Origin of the sequence: Leptolinea tardivitalis (assembly GCF_001050275.1) — a bacterium.
Classification (GTDB): Bacteria; Chloroflexota; Anaerolineae; order Anaerolineales; family Anaerolineaceae; genus Leptolinea; species Leptolinea tardivitalis.
In genome coordinates this window covers 268783-285380 of the sequence record NZ_BBYA01000008.1, presented here as the reverse complement: position 1 = coordinate 285380, position 16598 = coordinate 268783, and the positions used below count along the sequence as shown (strand labels likewise).

The window sequence follows — 16598 nt, the reverse complement described above, 5'->3', positions numbered from 1 at the left end:
ATGCTTCATATCAAAAAAGGCGGAAATTTAATATTTCCGTAGGGAAAAACATACGTGAAATTTAATATTAAGAGGATTGCCATCGTTGTTGTCCTGCTCTTGCTGCTTGTTGCCGGAGGAGCTTACTATTTTCTGGTGTATTCCCGCCAGCCAGGTTTGCCATCGCAATTATCTACTCAACCGATTGGTCGTGGAACAATTATCACCAAAATCGGTGCGACAGGTCGAGTGGAGCCCAACCAGATCGTTACATTAAGCTGGCAAACCAATGGAACTGTTGGCAAAGTGAATGTTAAGGAAAAAGATCAGGTTAAGTCTGGTGATGTTCTTCTCGAATTAGATCCAGAATCATTGGATGGTTCCATTCTACAGGCTATGCAGAAATTGCCGGCAGCGGAACGCGCCCTCGAATTATTGAATGTATCCGATGTCAAACGAACACAGGCAAAAGAAAATCTTTCGCAGGCTGAAATTTCGTATGACAACGCGAAAAAAGCACGGGAATTAAAAAATCAACGCAATACGTCAGATACTAACCTCGAGGTAGCTCAAGCCTCCTATCTGCAAGCCAAGTCAAATCTTGAATCGGCCAAAACATTTTATTCTTATGTACAAGACCGCCCGGAAGATGATTTAACAAGAGCACAGGCGGCAATGGCTCTATCATCTGCGCAGAAATCATATGATTGGGCTCTATGGAATTACCAATGGGCTCAAAGCAAACCACTTCCAGAAGATGTCCGTCTGGCTGATGCCGATCTTAAAGTTGCTGAATCAAAACTGGCTGATGCCCGACGCGAATGGGAGAAAGTAAAAGACAACCCCGATCCAGATGATATTACATCTGCCAAAGCTACGGTTGATTCTCTCAAAACCCAGATCGACAAGACAAAAATTGTCGCTCCGATTAATGGCACGGTTTCCGATCTAAATCAGCTCACAGGTGATCTGGTGAAACCAGGTCAACCGGTTTTGAAACTGATTGACTATTCACACATGTATCTAAAAATATCCATATCAGAAGTGGATATTAATAAAGTTCAGGTAGGCAAGAGAGTCTCTTTTGTCTTTGATGCTATCGGTGACAAAACGTATGAAGGTGTTGTTACCGATATCAGCACAGTGGGCAAGTTGGATCAAGAAATCATGTACTACACTGTCACCTGCGAATTGAAAAATTTTGATACAGCGATAAAACCCGGCATGACCGCCGCCGCTTCCATAGAAGAAAAAAGAGCGGAAAATGTTCTGGTAATTCCCAACAAAGCCATCTTCAAAACAGGCTCCAGTAGGTCTGTATATGTAGTGCGGAATAATTCCATACAAACAATACCTGTTGAACTGGGGCTGGTTTCAGAGGAGTTCAGTGAATTGAAATCAGGTGATATTAAAGAAGGGGATATGGTTGTGACCAATCCCAATTTAATTCCAACTCCGGGATCAGGCAAATAATGCAAACGCCTCAGAAGATATCCAGTAGTATCGTGAGAATTATTTCAGGCGGTCTTTTAATAGCCTCCTTAGCGGCATTTTGTCTTCCAGCACAGAGGGCTGATGCCGTCAACCTTGGTGTCAAAGACAGCGATACCCCGCCATCCAACATACAGGATTTGCGCGCTGGTACACCCGGTTCAAACCCTGAGGGGTTGACTTTTGCCGGAACCACCCTGTTTTTTTGCGCGAATGATGGAAACACGGGGCGTGAATTATGGAAACTTCCTTCGCCTTACACTCGGTCAGAATTGGTAAGCGATATTAACCCAGGCTACCTTAGCTCAAATATCGAAAATATTACTGCTTTTGGCAATCTTGTATTCTTCAGTGCGGAAGATATTGCCGGCCGGGAACTCTGGATTTCCGAACCTCCGTATGATCGATCCTCCACCCACCGCGTGGCTGACTTAAATCAGAATGGTGATTCGGATCCAAAAGATTTTGTCATGATTGGCAATGCCGTCTTCTTTTCAGCCGATGACGGCATTCATGGACGGGAGATCTTCAAAACATCACCGCCGTATCAGTCAATAGAACTGGTGGCAGATATCTGGCATGGGGCCCACGGATCCAATCCACGTGAATTAACCCGAATAGGTTGGATGTTATTCTACATTGCCAACGATTCATCCAGCGTTGAGATTTGGCGCAGCGATCCCCAATACTCGCCGGATACAGCCATCAAAACAACGAATATTGCCCGCAATGGAGATGCAGAAATCTATGATCTGACCGTTGTGGAAAACACCATATTCTTTTCCGGAAACGATGGCGAGTCAGGTAACGAACTTTATAAACTAGAGCCTCCATATAATGGTGCTGTTCGTGTTACCGATATCGCCGGTGATGAACCTAAAACGTTGATGACATACACCATTAACGATACCAAACCGGATTGGATTACATCCATCGGTTCGTATGTTTTCTTTTCAGGCAATATTGGATACAGCGGCAACGAGTTATACATCTCCAAACCGCCGTATGATCCCACCACAACGTTCATCGTCGATGATATTTTTAAGGATTTCGGGAGTTCCAATCCCCGCAACCTTACCCCCGTGGGCACTACCTTATTCTTTACAGCCAATGAGGGGATTGCAGGAACAGAATTATGGAAGAGTGTGCCTCCTTACGATGATGACCACACCAACATTGTGGCAGATATTAATCCCGGGAAAAATGCATCTGATCCCCGTCAATTGACTGCCATCGGAACCACACTGTTCTTCACGGCTGACGATGGAACTTACGGCCGCGAATTGTATATGAGCGAACCTCCTTACGAAGAATACACAACCGTCAGAGTAGCGGATATCTACAGTGGGTGGCATACATCCAACCCTCACAGTTTTGCCGCTCTTGATCGGACTCTGTACTTTAGCGCCGATGACGGTCACCTGGGATCTGAAATCTGGAAATTGGATGGCAGTTTCTACATGCCATCCACTGGATTTGCCCCCAACCGGGTAACGAAAATAAACCCGCAGCCGAAAGAAAGTCAATATCAAGATATCGGCAGTGTTAAACTGGCTATACCCAATTTGAATGTTCAGACTGATATCGTGGGCGTGTTGCCCAATAACAAAGGCTGGGACCTCACCTGGCTTTGGAACCAGGCTGGATATTTACAGGGTACTGCATTTCCAACCTATGAAGGGAACTCGGTCATTACAGCTCACGTGTCCCTACCCAATGGGAAACCGGGACCTTTCGCCAACTTATCGAGTTTGAAATATGATGACCCCATTGAAGTAAAAGCCTGGGGAAATATTTATACATACCGCGTTCGCTCTGTTGAACGCGTATCACCGGATGACCGCAGCGCCTTCCGCCATGAAGAAGGAAGCTGGCTGACCTTGATAACCTGTCAGGGTTTTGATGAAGCCAGCGGTAAGTATCTGTGGCGAATGGTTATCCGTGCGGCGCTGGTTGAAGTTAATCCGGGAAGTTAAGGAGAAAGCAATGTTCAAAAAAATCTTTTCAAAGAAGATCATCTGGATTCCTGCCGTTGTAATTTTGGTTGCGGTTGTAGCTGTCGTAGTTCTTCAGATTGTTGGCAAGAATTCATCGGCCGTAAATTCGATGTATCAAACATCGCCTCTGTCAAAAGGATCATTAACAGCAACTGTTGGTGCAACCGGAACGGTTAGAGCCAAACAAACTGCCGTCTTAAACTGGCAAACCAGTGGTACTGTAGGGTCCGTCTTGGTTAAAGTCGGTGACAATGTGGTCAAAGATGCCCGACTGGCGGAGCTTTCTCAAACATCCCTTTCCCAGCAAATCATCCTTGCCCAGGCGGAGTTGGTCACAGCCAAACGCGATCTGGAAAATTTGGAAAAATCCAGCCTTGCTTCTTCTCAAGCCGAACAAACTCTGGCTGCAGCACAGAAGGCATTAGATGACGCTAAGGATAAACGTGAAAGTAAAAAGTTCACCAAGGCAGATAAGAGTGTGATTGACGCAGCCTATGCGAATTACATTCTGGCAAAAGAAGCTCTGGAAGATGTAGAGCCAGATTATGAAGGTACTAAATACATGGCAGAAGACAATCCAACCAGGGCAGCCGCTGTAGCCAGGTATTCTGCTGCTTTACAAAAACGGGATACAGCTCTGGCTAACTACAATTACGCCAAGTCTTACCCTGATGAACTGGAGCAGGCAGAAATAGATGCCAATCTTGCCCTGGCAGAAGCAAAAGTCAAAGATGCCCAGCGTGAATACGATCGGTTAAAAAATGGACCTGATCCAGAAGATATCGAAGCCGCCAAAGCCAGAGTAGCTGCCACAGAAGCCACACTAAAAATGGCATATATCTCTGCTCCCTTTGGCGGCACAATTACCGATGTTGAATCAAAAGTTGGCGATCAGGTTTCTATGACCTCCACCGGTTTCCGTATCGACGATCTTTCCCACCTATATGCCGATATTGATATTACTGAGGTGGATATTAACCGGGTTAAAGTTGGACAGAATGCCACATTAACCTTTGATGCCATTCCGGACAAAACATACAACGGGAAAGTGACAGATGTTGGTGAAGTAGGTACGTCTGTTCAAGGTGTTGTTAACTTCACTGTGACGGTTGAAATTACAGATGCCGATGAGGCGGTTAAACCCGGAATGACTTCAGCGGTAAATCTGGTTGTCAATCAGCTTGACGACGTCCTTCTCGTTCCAAATCGAGCTGTCAGACTTAAAGATGGAAAACGCGTGGTTTATGTTTTGAAAAACAATGTCCCTACCCCAGTCAATATCACCATTGGTGCCGGTTCAGAAACCAACAGCGAGTTATTATCGGGTGATATAAAAGAAGGCGATTTGATTATTCTTAACCCTCCAACAGCAACTATGTTTGGACGAGGGAATAATTAATTGACTCAGGCAAAAGATATGACTGATCAAGTAATACTCACTAACGAAATCACAAAGATTTATCAGATGGGTGAAGTGGAAGTTCGGGCATTGAACGGCGTTTCAATTACCGTAAACCGCGGAGAAATCGTAGCCATTATGGGTCCATCCGGCTCTGGTAAATCCACTCTGATGAATATCCTTGGCTGCCTTGATCGCCCCACGGGGGGCGAATATTATCTCGATGGTGAAAAAGTCTCCAACTTGAACGATGACCAATTGGCGCTTATCCGTAATAAAAAGGTGGGGTTTATCTTCCAGAGTTTCAACCTTTTAAGTCGGGCAACAGCTATGACAAATGTGGAATTGCCCTTACGGTATGCCGGAATAAAATCAAATCGTTCCGAAATGGCAAAAAAAGCCCTGGAGACTGTTGGGTTGGGTCACCGATTACATCACAAGCCATTTGAGCTTTCAGGTGGACAGCAGCAGCGTGTGGCAATTGCCCGCGCCCTTGTCAATAATCCAGCCATCATTATGGCGGATGAACCCACAGGCAATCTGGATTCAAAATCAGGTAAAGAAATTATGGAATTACTCTTGAACCTGAATAAAGAAAAAGGTGCCACGGTAATTATCGTTACACATGATCCCTGGGTAGGCGACCAGACTCAACGGATCATTCGCGTGAAAGATGGTTTGATCGTGGAGAACTGATGAATATTATAGAATCATTACTCGAAGCGCTGGAAACACTCAGCGCAAATAAAATGCGATCCGGCCTTACCATTCTCGGAATTGTAATCGGTGTGGCGGCAGTTATTGCCATGCTGGCCATTGGTGAAGGTGCGCAATCGTATATCACAGGAACGATCAGTGGTCTTGGAACGAATTTGATTTTTATTGCCCCTGGTAATCCACAGGCAGAAATTCGAAATCCTAAACCATTGACCCAAATGGATGCGGCTGCATTGGTGGATGAAAATCTCGCGCCATCGGTTCTGGTAGCTGAACCGGTTCTTTCGAACCGCCGTCAGGTAACCTACGGTAGTGAAAAAACCAATACCTCGATCGATGGTGTCACTCCCGGATATATCAAAGTTAGTAATTACGAATACCAGGAAGGGGAAGGAATCACAGAAGAACATATCCTTGGACAGGCATCGGTGGCCGTACTGGGTGTCGATGTGGCTGACAAACTCTTTAACCGTCGCGAAGGCCTCGTTGGAGAAACAATCCGGATTGAGGGCCAGCCATTCCGGATTGTAGGTGTTTTGAAACCCAAAGGAGGCGGTTCTTTCGGCAGCCAGGATAATCTGGTTATGATTCCCTTCACAACAGCTCAGGCACGGATGGTCAGGCGGCAGCAAAATGCAGTTGATATGATTGTGGCTCAGGCATCTTCTGCTGAAACAGTTAATAAAGCAACGGAAGAAATATCCAATATTCTACGTACCCGGCACCGAACTCCGGTTGGTTCTGATGACTTTCAGGTTATTTCCCAGCAATCTGCCGTTAGCATGGTGAGTTCTATCACCAATGTTTTAACAATATTTTTAGGAGGTATCGCCGCAATTTCACTGCTGGTGGGTGGTATCGGGATTATGAATATCATGCTTGTTTCCGTCACAGAGCGTACCCGTGAAATTGGCCTTAGGAAAGCTCTTGGTGCCCGTAAGGGGGATATCTTGCTTCAATTCCTCGTGGAATCCGCCCTGCTGAGCCTCTTTGGAGGTCTTATTGGTATTATCCTTGGATGGTTGATTGCCTTTATTGTTGGGAAAGTAGCCGCCGCTTCTGGCACGGCATTTACGCCAAAAGTTGGGGTAAACGCCATTCTCCTGGCTACCATGTTTTCCACGGCTGTCGGTTTATTCTTTGGAATTTATCCGGCAAACCGCGCATCCAATTTGCAGCCAGTTGAGGCGTTACGGCACGAGTAAGAGAAGTTTTTCATATTCCTGATCGCCCAAAAAATACCTTAATTCAGGTTCAAATGTAACCAGAAGAGGTATTTTCTCGGGCGAAGGGCGCAAACAGGAACCTGGTTCATCCAATAACAGGCCGGCATCATCCAATGTGATCCGGCCTTTTTCGTCGAGATCAAGGGGATGTAAAACACAATAAAACGGTTTCAATGCCCAGGGATGTCTGCCATCTTTTTGTGAAGCAGTTTGCAGCGCGCACTTATGGTCAGAACGCAAAAATACACAGGCGGTCCCTCCGTAATGTCTGGGAGCGTCCACAACCCGGCTGTGAAACACTTTACCGGAAGGGGAAAATTCATCCGTATCCTCCCGGTCATCAAACCACGTTTCTGGCTGCCTCCATTTCGTCGGCATTTCCGGCTGGATTATCGATACATTTTCAAGAATCTCCCTGACTTCCTGTGAATCTATCCAAACGCCATAAATACAGCAGGCTGCGTGACATGTATGTAGTTTGCATCGAGTCATAAGCTCCGCTTCAAGCATGCGCGGATTGATTTCCAGTTTTTTCATGCCCGTGATTGTACATCGAGAACAGGATTCTCGCGATGACTTGGTGTAGAATTGCCGTATTAAAAAACACATACAAATTTCGCGAGGAGGAGGTTCGTCCATGACCTGGAAAGTGCTGTTAACAGACGGTTTGGAAGAAAATGGGAAAGAGATTTTACGCGCGAAGGCAGAGGTGACTGATCAGCCGGGTATTACGGCCGATGACCTGCTTAAGGTAGCAGGAGACTACGATGCCATCATCGTTCGGGGAAGAACCAAGGTTATCCCGGCCGTGTTTGATGCGGGGAATAAACTAAAAGTGGTTGGCCGTGCCGGTGTCGGGGTTGATAACATTGATCTGTCTGCGGCTAAAAGTCATAATGTTATTGTGGTAAATTCTCCACTGGCGACAACATTGGCCGTGGCAGAACTGACCATCGGATTGATGTTTGCCGTTTCTCGTGAAATCCCCCGGGCAGATGCCGGAATGAAGAACACAAAATGGCTCAAAAAAGAACTCGAAGGTGTTGAATTGAATGGGAAGACCCTGGGTGTAATTGGTTTTGGCCGTATTGGTGCTGCCACAGCCCAACGCGCCGCCGCCATGGGAATGAAGATTATTGCCTTCGATCCACAACTCAGTGACGATGAAATCCGTGCCCGCGGTGGAGATCCGGTCTCCTTTGATAAACTGCTGGCCAGCGCTGATTTCATCACCATTCACACCCCGCTGACCAACGAAACGCGCGGCATTATCAATGCGGCCGCCATAGCCAGGATGAAGGATGGCGTTCGCATTATTTGCGCCGCCCGCGGTGGTGTTGTTGACGAAGCAGCCCTCCTTGAAGCATTAAATTCTGGCAAGGTTGCCGCGGCAGGTCTCGATGTTTTTGCCACGGAACCTCCGGGTGAAAGTGCTCTGGCATCGCATCCACATGTGGTCGCTACACCGCATATCGGTGCTCAAACTGTTGAAGCGCAGGCACGTGCCGCGGCTGATATCGCCTCTGAAGTTCTCGCCGCACTCAATGGGGAATCTCTCCGATGGCGTGTGGCATAAACTATGACAGACAATTCGATCAACCAACTCAAAGTATTACTGGGCGAAATCTACGATCTTAATTCCACACTGGCGGTTTTAGGATGGGACCAGCAAACCTATATGCCCACAGGTGGAGCCGAAGAACGTGGCAGTGCCATGGCAACCATCTCGCGGATCATGCATCTAAAAATCACTTCAGAAGAGCTGCAAAAATGTCTGTCTATATGTGAAGCGCAGGCAGCCGGCTGGCCGGAAGACTCCGATGAAGCACGTTTGATTAAAGTGACCCGTCGTGAAGTTGACCGGCGAATCCGCATCCCGGCTGATTGGGTGGCCAGCTTTGCTGAAGCCACGGCTATTGGCCAGGAAATGTGGGAACAGGCAAAAGGAACATCCGATTTTAAAAGATTCCAACCATTCCTTGAGAGGATCATTGACCTGCGGCGCGAGTACGCATCCTTCTTTCAGCCGTATGAGCATATTTATGATCCCATGTTGGATGAATTTGAGCCTGGTCTCAAGACGGCTGATGTATTAAAAATCTTTGCCATTCTTCGCAAAGAACAGGTGGCCCTGATAAAGGAGATCGCTTCCCGCCCTCAAGTGGATGCCAGTTTCCTCCGACTTTTCTACCCGGAAAACGTCCAATGGGATTTTGGCGTCGAAGTCGTTTCCAGAATGGGATTTGATTGGAATAAGGGCCGGCAGGATAACTCAGCGCATCCATTCACAACCACTTTCGGAATGGGAGACGTACGCATCACAACACGGCTAATCCCAGACAATCTGGCTTCGGCCTTGTTCAGCACGATCCATGAAGGCGGACATGCCCTGTATGAACAGGGATTCAGTCCTGCATTCTTCCGTACACCGTTGGCAACAGGTGCGTCAATGGCCGTCCATGAATCTCAATCCCGTATGTGGGAAAATCTGGTTGGACGTTCGAAAAGTTTCTGGACATTCTACTATCCACGACTGCAATCTCTCTTCCCGAGCCAGTTGGGGAATGTATCATTAGATGCCTTCTATAAAGGCATTAATCGAGTTGAGCCTTCATTAATCCGTACAGAATCAGACGAAGCCACCTATAATCTGCATATCATGCTGCGTCTCGAAATGGAAATAGCCCTGTTGGAAGGGAAAATTGAAGTTCGAGACTTGCCGGAAATCTGGCGTGACCGCATGAAGGAATACCTTGGGGTTGTACCGGCTGATGATGCTCACGGCATTTTGCAGGATATCCATTGGGCAGGCGGATTGATTGGTTACTTCCCAACCTATGCTTTGGGTAACGTAATTTCGGCTCAAGTCTGGGAAGCAGTAAAGAAAGATATCCCAGATTTGGATGATTTGATTGCGCAAGGAAAATTTGAAGTCTTATTATCCTGGCTGCGAAAAAACATTCATGTCCACGGCGCTAAATTTGAAACCCAGGAATTGGTACAGAAGGTAACCGGTTCACCCATTGATCCGCATCCATACCTAAAGTATCTTGAAGCAAAATTCAAGGAAGTTTATTCTTGATCAAAATTCGTTTTTTCAAATCAAATGCAAACCGGGCGGGGCGGTATTACCGCCCGGTTCTTCTGATTCTCATGCTTCTGGGTTTGGCAGTTTACTCCCTTGAATGCACCTCAATAGTACAGGCAGATTCATCCGTACACATGACTGCCACCCCATCCTCGGTTTCTGGGATATCCATTCCTGAATCCGGGGAGCCGGTAATCCTGCAACCCGGAAATCATGCCCGGCTGGTTTCTCCGTTGAAATTAAAACTTTTAACTCACCCGGGTGAAGACGGTCTGGTCCGGCTTGAGTTGATTGGTCATGACAACCGTCTCATTTTCCGAAAGTTATTGGATTACAAAGAGTATTCCAATAAAACACTCTTAATTGAACAGGAAATCCCCTTTGAAGTTCGCAATGATGAACCAGCCCGACTGCAGGTCGTTCTGGAAGACTCAAAAGGAAAAACTATTTTCGTTTCTTCCATTGAACTAACATTGCTGGTTGTTAAAGGTTCTGAAACCAATGGTGATGCTCCTGTGAATCCCCGGTTTATCATCGAACAACCAGTATCAGGTTCAACAGTTCCCGGGACTGATCTTTTTGTCAAGGCAAAGATCAAACCAATCAATGAGACTCCTGTTGTTGTGGAAGTCCTGGCAAAGGACTGGAATACTCTGGCGTCAAAACTCGTTTCCGTTAAATTTCCCGCAGACCAAACAGCTTATATCCCTATTCAGGTCAAGCTCCCGTATAAAACAGGAACAGATACACCTGTAACCATACGTATTCGCCAGGAAAGCAGCACTCTCATCACCGGCACAGTACTGATGTGGAGTGAAAAAGTCACATTGACAAAATAAGACGGTGGGTTTTTTCTTTCCCACCGTCTTTTTTCGTGTTATGGATTATGCTCCGCCATCCGTATAGAATTTTGGATCTGTCGGTGTTTGACCTGATGGATCGTATACGTAGACATAATCACCTGTCTTTGCCCAATCATATAACCAGTGAGAATCTCCGAGTGATAAATTCACGCATCCATGGGAAGCATCATAGCCAAATCGGGCATGCCAGTAGGCGCCGTGCAATGCCCGAAGTCTGTCAAAATACATGGTCCAGGGAACATCTTCAAGATAATAATATCCAGATTTATCACCCGAAAAGTCACCACTCATAGTTTCTTTTTCTTTTTTCTCGTAGATCTTAAACAAACCTGGTCTGGTATAAAATGGCTTTGTTCCAGTAGAAACCAGCGTGGCAAAAACCATGCGAGAATTTTCATATACAGATAATGATTGTTCTTCCAGGTTGATATCAATCCAACGCCCGTTGTCTACACCTTTAGGTGTAACAGTTGTGGGGATAACCCGTCCGATAATCCGGTCTTCAATCCACTCACCCAGCCCAATCATCACCCAGAGAGTATCGCCGACCTTTTTCGTCCCAGAAATGGCATAAAATTCACCAGGGGTTAGTTCACGCTTAACTTCAGGAGCACTGAAGTCAGGTTCTGTTCGTGGTTTCCCGTTGGTCAAAATCCAACCAAATTGAGTCTTCGGTGTTCCATGAACCACAACGCCCTGAAAAACCGGAGGCGCAGCCCGGGCAAGATCACCGCCATCTACCCACAGGCCAGAACTCGAGAGAAAGTAACGGCCAAGATCAGTCTCGGTAAATGTCGAATAAGATATATATCGTGTGGCACCTTTCAAAAAATAGGTCGCCGCACGAGCATCCCCCTGTGCAGGTGAACCGTAGAGTGGAGCACTTGGACTGGTGATTTTGGCATATTTATAAGGAACGTCATTGAGCGATATTGGAGGCTTGCTTACGGGGAGAGACGGAATGGGATAAACCACGCCATCTTTTGCCATCTGAGTTAATACAGACGATGGACCGACAGGCAGACATGAATCGGGTGTAGTAAGGTAGACTCCCGGTAAGCAAATCACATCGCCAGAAAAATCTGCCCGGGTGATTGTCTCTTTTTGCCTGGCTTTTACCGGTGATATTCCAGAGCTGGAAAAAAGAACGAGAACCAGACTCAAGGCATAAAAAACTCGACGCATAAAACCTCTTTCGTATACTATGAATGGTACGATTTTACTCCAATTATTTTCCCTTTTTTCCATTCCATCCATCAAAAGATAGTAAAAAACAGAAGCGATTATTTCCCCGGAATTTACAAAGTTCTTTTTATTCCTTGCGATTCAATCAACTTGACATGCTTTTTAAGTCGTGATACCCTTGCCATTGGTAAAGAAAAGACCCACTGACTTTTTGATTCTGTTGCTCTGTCAGTGGATTTTTCTTGCCAAAATCACCACCGTATGGAGATTTAAGAATGTCAGATCGTTTAATGGGGACCGTCAAGTGGTTCAATGCCACGAAAGGCTATGGTTTCATTGGCCGCGAAGATGGAGAAGATGTTTTTGTGCATTTCTCCGCCGTTGAAATGGAAGGCTATCGCCGTTTGAAAGAAGGACAAAAGGTTGAGTTCTCTGTCGAGCAGGGACCGAAAGGCCTGCAGGCAGCCAATGTAATTCCACTTTCCTGAAATTTTGCATTGAAATCCAAAAATCGCCCGTTTTGTTCGAAACGGGCGATTTTTTCTTAATCCAGTTTATGTAAAACGATAAATCCTAATAACTTGGCATACTCATTTAAGGTATATTCCCATCCCTTGGCAGAAAGAAACCAGGTGGTTGACCGGTACCAACTACCCCGTGCAGGCCGAACAATGAGATTAATACCACTACCCGAAAAGACCTCTTTCCAGATCAAACGTGTACGGAACGTATGGTAAGGATCAGTCACAATGATTAGATCATGGATATTCTTATCTGCAATCAATGCTTTTACATCATTGGCTTCGTCCAGAGTGCTCGCTGCCTTTCGTGGAGTGATCAAGATGGCAGTTGGAGGAATCCCGGCATCCAGTAAAATCAACCGCTGTTCCTTTGAATACTGAGTGTTATAACTTTTTATCACCGCACCCGTTTCTGTTAGAATGACCGTATCAGCATATTTTTCTTCATATAATTGTATGGCTTCTTGAATCCGGTTTACCTGACCGCCGCTCAGGATCACGATGGCATCTGCCCGTTTCAACGGATCGGCCACTACCAGTAATCCGCCCATTGCTGTGAGGAGCAAAACGGCCAGGCAAGGAAGTACTATTAATAAAACAAAACAACCAGTGCGGCTGATTGCACGTTTCTTTGAATTTGCGTCCATATTTCGATTCTACCAGAGGAAAAACATCCTCTTTTGCAACCATCTTCATATTCCTCCGTATATCGTTATAGTGGAGGCAATTATGTCTGAATCAAAACATGTTCCATTTTTGTTGTGGCCGTTCTATGCCATCTGGAAGTTGATTGAATTCATCTTCCTCTTGACTGGAAGATTGATCGGAGTAGTTCTCGGACTCGTCTTGATGATTGCAGGAATTATTCTTACCGTAACCGTTGTTGGGGCCATCGTCGGTATACCATTAATGGTCATCGGGTTCCTGTTGACGTTGAAATCAATCTTCTAGGCAGAAATATTCTCAAGGGCTGTTTTCATCCGTTCGAGGGCTTCGTTCAGGAGGGCTTTGGTACATCCAAAATTCATCCGAACGAAGCCTTTTCCGCCTGTACCAAAAGCGTCACCGCTATTGAAAGCAATGCGGGCTTTTTTTAAAAAGAAATCATACGGATTTTCTGATAATCCCAATTGCCGGCAATCCAACCAGGCCAGGTAGGTTCCTTCAGGGGGATTCATACGGATTAGCGGCATTTCTCTATCGAGGGTTCTCTTTAAGAAATCTCGGTTTTCCTGTAAATAGACCAGCAAATCTTCCAACCAGGGATTTCCATTCTGGTAAGCAGCCAATGCAGCGGTAATACCTAACATATTGGTATTTCCAGTAATTCCTTTCATGGCTTTCAAATATTGTTCGCGGATTTCCTTATTCGGAATTACAGCAAAAGAACAATCCAATCCGGCAATATTGAAAGTTTTACTGGGAGCCATCAAGGTGATTGACTTCATGGCGATGTCTGGATTAATGGATGCAATTGGGAGATGTTGATGCCCCGGGAAAATCAGATCGCCGTGAATCTCGTCAGAGCAAATCAAGACGTTCTTCCGCAGACAAATTTCCGCCATCTGCTCCAGTTCTTCGCGTTTGAAAACGCGTCCAACTGGATTATGCGGGTTGCACAAAAGAAACATGCGTGTATTATCTGTGACTTTATTTTCGAAGTCTTGAAAATCTATTCCATATCGGCCTGTTTCATCCTGTATCAGGGCGTTTTCAACCGTCTTTAATCCAGCGTAAGATCCGGTTTTGAAAAACGGCGGATAAACCGGTGGTTGGATCAATATTTCTCCATTCGGCATACTGATAGAATGTGCCGCAATATTGAATCCCACAACTACTCCTGGTGTAAAAACGATATCCTCCGGACATATCGTCCAGTGATATTTTTCATCAAATCGTTCAACAATTACTTTCCGCAGTGCCGTTGGATCACCAGCATAACCAAAAACACCATGTTCGATTCGATTCTGTAATGCCTGAATAACAGGAACCGGGGAGGCAAAATCCATATCGGCAACCCACATAGGGAGCACATCATTGTCGTAAAGGTTCCATTTGATACTATCGGAATTTCTGCGGTCAATCACCCGGTCAAAACTCTTTGGCATTGTATTTATCCCTTTATTAAAAATAATCACTGCATTATACCGCCGGGTATCAAGATGCTCATAAATATCAAAATTTCTTTTGCCCGCCGGCTTTACCTGTGGGATAATTGCCTTGTGAAAAAAAATACCTTTATCCCTGTTGTCAATATTTGTTTTCCCAAACATTGGGACGATTATGCCCTGCTTGATTCTGGAAGCGGGCGAAAACTGGAACGATGCGGTTCTTATGTTCTAATCCGGCCTGAAGCAGAGGCTGTTTGGAAACCGACTTTACCAGATAGTGAATGGCAAAAAGCAGCGGCAGAATTTCTCCCCTCCGCCGAAGAAAATGGCGGACATTGGAATATCCGTCGTTATCTGCCTTCAGAATGGAACCTTCAATATCGTGACCTCTTTTTCAAAGTTCAGTTAAGTGGTTCACGTCATATCGGCCTATTTCCTGAACAGGCAGTTCAATGGGATTGGATCACCCAACTGATTAAAAAGAGCCCCAGGCCCCTTAAAGTGCTTAATCTCTTCGGGTACACCGGTCTGGCCACAATTGCGGCCGCAAAAGCCGGGGCATCGGTCACCCATGTAGACGCTTCTCGGAAAGCAATTACCTGGGCTCATCAGAATCAGGACCTGTCCAACCTGTCAGACCGTCCTATCCGCTGGATTGTGGACGATGCTATCAAATTTATCCACCGCCAGGCCAGACGGGAAGAGAAATTTGACGGCCTGATTCTGGATCCACCGAAATTCGGACGCGGTCCAAAGGGGGAAGTCTGGGAGTTCTATAAATTGCTTCCTGAACTCTTACAAGCCTGCCGTGAGTCCCTTACACCTGAACCAGTGTTTGTTGCACTTACAGCTTATGCCGTCAAAGCTTCATCCATCACATTGGCTCAATCATTGGACCAGATAATGGATGGTCTGGGCGGATCTATTACATCCGGAGAGCTGGCTTTAAAAGAAGAAGCAGGTGGTCGTCTCCTCAGTACAGCCGTCTTTTCTCTGTGGAGCAACCAGCCTGTTGAGATTGAATAATCATCTTTCGTCGCAAGAGGAGCCTCTATGAAAGCAAATCCCACCATCGCAATCATCGGATCAGGTGTAATGGCAGAAGCTATGATCGCCGGTATCCTCCGGCAAAAAGTGACCACAGCCGATCAAATCTGTGCTGCAGACATTCGAGACGAGCGGGTCAATGAGTTGCATGACTTGTATGGGATCAAACCTTTCACAGACAACCTCCGGGCGATAGAAGGGGCAGATGTGGTCATCCTTTCTGTCAAGCCCCAGCGAATCGAAAGCGTTTACACCGCTCTCAAAGGGAAAATTCCTACAGGTGCTGTTGTTCTATCCATAGTGGCGGGCGCATCCATTTCTGCCGTGAGTAATGGACTGTTGCATCCGGCGGTGATCCGTGCCATGCCCAACACCCCTGCCCAGATTGGAGAGGGAATTACAGTCTGGGTGGCTTCACCAGCCGTTCGCCAGGATCAGATTGACCTTGCCCGCAGCATTTTGACCGCACTCGGTCAGGAAGTTTTTGCCGATGAAGAAGAATATCTGGATATGGCCACAGCTCTTTCCGGTACCGGCCCTGCCTATGTATTCCTGTTTATGGAGGCCATGATTGACGCCGGCGTGCATCTCGGTTTCCCCCGCCGAATTTCCGAACAGCTGGTCGCACAAACCCTGCGTGGTTCGGTTGATTTCTTCCTGGGTGCCAAAGCCCACCCTGCCCACCTTCGCAATCAGGTGACCTCACCGGGTGGCACTTCTGCTGAAGCCCTGTACTATCTTGAAAAAGCTGGCTTCCGAACTGCCATCAGCCGCGCCGTCTGGGCAGCCTATGAAAAATCAAAAGCCCTGGGTAAAGGGAAAAACAGCGAAGCGCCAGAAAAATAATCCCTAAAAAGAGGCCGTCTCAAAGGACAACAAATGACTTTTGAGGCGGCTTAAAGTAGGAAGTAACGTACAAAAATTGACGAATAATCAGGGCTAACACCTAATATTCGTCAATTTTTTATTAAAGT

Annotated in this window: 16 protein-coding genes; 12 read left to right on the top strand and 4 right to left on the bottom strand. The window is 46.3% G+C overall.

The annotated features are described in order from the left end of the window. The first annotated feature begins 54 nt into the window (after nucleotides 1-54). The 5 genes from LTAR_RS05350 to LTAR_RS05330 are packed head-to-tail and all read left to right on the top strand — an operon-like array spanning nucleotide 55 to nucleotide 6788. Nucleotides 55-1452, top strand: a complete 1398-nt coding sequence (locus LTAR_RS05350; protein ID WP_062421126.1) for an efflux RND transporter periplasmic adaptor subunit — start codon at nucleotides 55-57, stop codon at nucleotides 1450-1452. 32 nt (nucleotides 1453-1484) lie between these two features. After that, nucleotides 1485-3446, top strand: coding sequence for a sortase (locus LTAR_RS05345; RefSeq protein WP_158423395.1), 1962 nt, complete (start codon nucleotides 1485-1487; stop codon nucleotides 3444-3446). 10 nt (nucleotides 3447-3456) lie between these two features. After that, complete coding sequence (locus LTAR_RS05340) at nucleotides 3457-4866, top strand: efflux RND transporter periplasmic adaptor subunit (protein WP_062421124.1); 1410 nt, start codon at nucleotides 3457-3459, stop codon at nucleotides 4864-4866. A gap of 18 nt (nucleotides 4867-4884) precedes the next feature. Beyond that, entirely contained in the window at nucleotides 4885-5562 is a 678-nt protein-coding gene (locus LTAR_RS05335; protein ID WP_062421506.1) for an ABC transporter ATP-binding protein, read from the top strand. Continuing rightward, nucleotides 5562-6788, top strand: coding sequence for an ABC transporter permease (locus tag LTAR_RS05330; RefSeq protein WP_062421123.1), 1227 nt, complete (start codon nucleotides 5562-5564; stop codon nucleotides 6786-6788). Before LTAR_RS05335 ends, LTAR_RS05330 begins: the two co-directional genes overlap by 1 nt. Here LTAR_RS05330 and LTAR_RS05325 read toward each other — a convergent pair. Then, nucleotides 6774-7346, bottom strand: coding sequence for a DUF3109 family protein (locus tag LTAR_RS05325; RefSeq protein ID WP_062421122.1), 573 nt, complete (start codon nucleotides 7344-7346; stop codon nucleotides 6774-6776). The two genes, LTAR_RS05330 and LTAR_RS05325, sit on opposite strands and share 15 nt — an antisense overlap. Before the next feature lie 100 nt (nucleotides 7347-7446). Between LTAR_RS05325 and LTAR_RS05320 the strand changes: the two genes are divergently transcribed. Genes LTAR_RS05320 through LTAR_RS05310 form a run of 3 tightly spaced genes read left to right on the top strand, consistent with a single transcriptional unit; the run spans nucleotide 7447 to nucleotide 10736 of the window. Continuing rightward, nucleotides 7447-8385 carry a hydroxyacid dehydrogenase gene (locus tag LTAR_RS05320; RefSeq protein ID WP_062421121.1) on the top strand — a complete coding sequence of 313 codons (939 nt, stop codon included), beginning with the start codon at nucleotides 7447-7449 and terminating at the stop codon, nucleotides 8383-8385. A 3-nt stretch (nucleotides 8386-8388) separates the two neighbouring features. Next, on the top strand, nucleotides 8389-9891 hold the full coding sequence (locus LTAR_RS05315; RefSeq protein ID WP_062421120.1) for a carboxypeptidase M32: 1503 nt from the start codon (nucleotides 8389-8391) through the stop codon (nucleotides 9889-9891). After that, the gene (locus LTAR_RS05310; protein ID WP_062421119.1) at nucleotides 9888-10736 is read left to right on the top strand and encodes a hypothetical protein; all 849 of its coding nucleotides are present in this window, start codon (nucleotides 9888-9890) and stop codon (nucleotides 10734-10736) included. Before LTAR_RS05315 ends, LTAR_RS05310 begins: the two co-directional genes overlap by 4 nt. 45 nt (nucleotides 10737-10781) lie before the next feature. Here LTAR_RS05310 and LTAR_RS05305 read toward each other — a convergent pair whose 3' ends face one another. Continuing rightward, nucleotides 10782-11945: a L,D-transpeptidase gene (locus LTAR_RS05305; RefSeq protein ID WP_158423394.1), complete on the bottom strand. Its 1164-nt coding sequence runs from the start codon at nucleotides 11943-11945 to the stop codon at nucleotides 10782-10784. 275 nt (nucleotides 11946-12220) lie between these two features. Here LTAR_RS05305 and LTAR_RS05300 point away from each other — a divergent pair, with 275 nt between their 5' ends. Further along, nucleotides 12221-12433 carry a cold-shock protein gene (locus tag LTAR_RS05300; RefSeq protein WP_062421117.1) on the top strand — a complete coding sequence of 71 codons (213 nt, stop codon included), beginning with the start codon at nucleotides 12221-12223 and terminating at the stop codon, nucleotides 12431-12433. A 56-nt stretch (nucleotides 12434-12489) separates the two neighbouring features. Here LTAR_RS05300 and LTAR_RS05295 read toward each other — a convergent pair whose 3' ends face one another. Beyond that, nucleotides 12490-13113: a YdcF family protein gene (locus LTAR_RS05295; protein WP_062421116.1), complete on the bottom strand. Its 624-nt coding sequence runs from the start codon at nucleotides 13111-13113 to the stop codon at nucleotides 12490-12492. 82 nt (nucleotides 13114-13195) lie between these two features. Between LTAR_RS05295 and LTAR_RS05290 the strand changes: the two genes are divergently transcribed. Beyond that, entirely contained in the window at nucleotides 13196-13417 is a 222-nt protein-coding gene (locus LTAR_RS05290; RefSeq protein ID WP_062421115.1) for a hypothetical protein, read from the top strand. On the opposite strand, the gene LTAR_RS05285 is transcribed toward LTAR_RS05290, so the two are convergent. Next, the gene (locus LTAR_RS05285) at nucleotides 13414-14574 is read right to left on the bottom strand and encodes a MalY/PatB family protein (protein WP_062421114.1); all 1161 of its coding nucleotides are present in this window, start codon (nucleotides 14572-14574) and stop codon (nucleotides 13414-13416) included. The two genes, LTAR_RS05290 and LTAR_RS05285, sit on opposite strands and share 4 nt — an antisense overlap. Nucleotides 14575-14628: 54 nt before the next feature. On the opposite strand from LTAR_RS05285, the gene LTAR_RS05280 reads away from it, so the two are divergent. Both LTAR_RS05280 and proC read left to right on the top strand, forming a co-directional pair. Further along, nucleotides 14629-15603 carry a class I SAM-dependent methyltransferase gene (locus LTAR_RS05280; protein WP_081419824.1) on the top strand — a complete coding sequence of 325 codons (975 nt, stop codon included), beginning with the start codon at nucleotides 14629-14631 and terminating at the stop codon, nucleotides 15601-15603. 27 nt (nucleotides 15604-15630) lie between these two features. Further along, a complete protein-coding gene (gene proC, locus LTAR_RS05275; protein WP_062421113.1) occupies nucleotides 15631-16470 on the top strand; it encodes a pyrroline-5-carboxylate reductase in 840 nt (279 codons plus the stop codon). Nucleotides 16471-16598 lie beyond the last annotated feature (128 nt).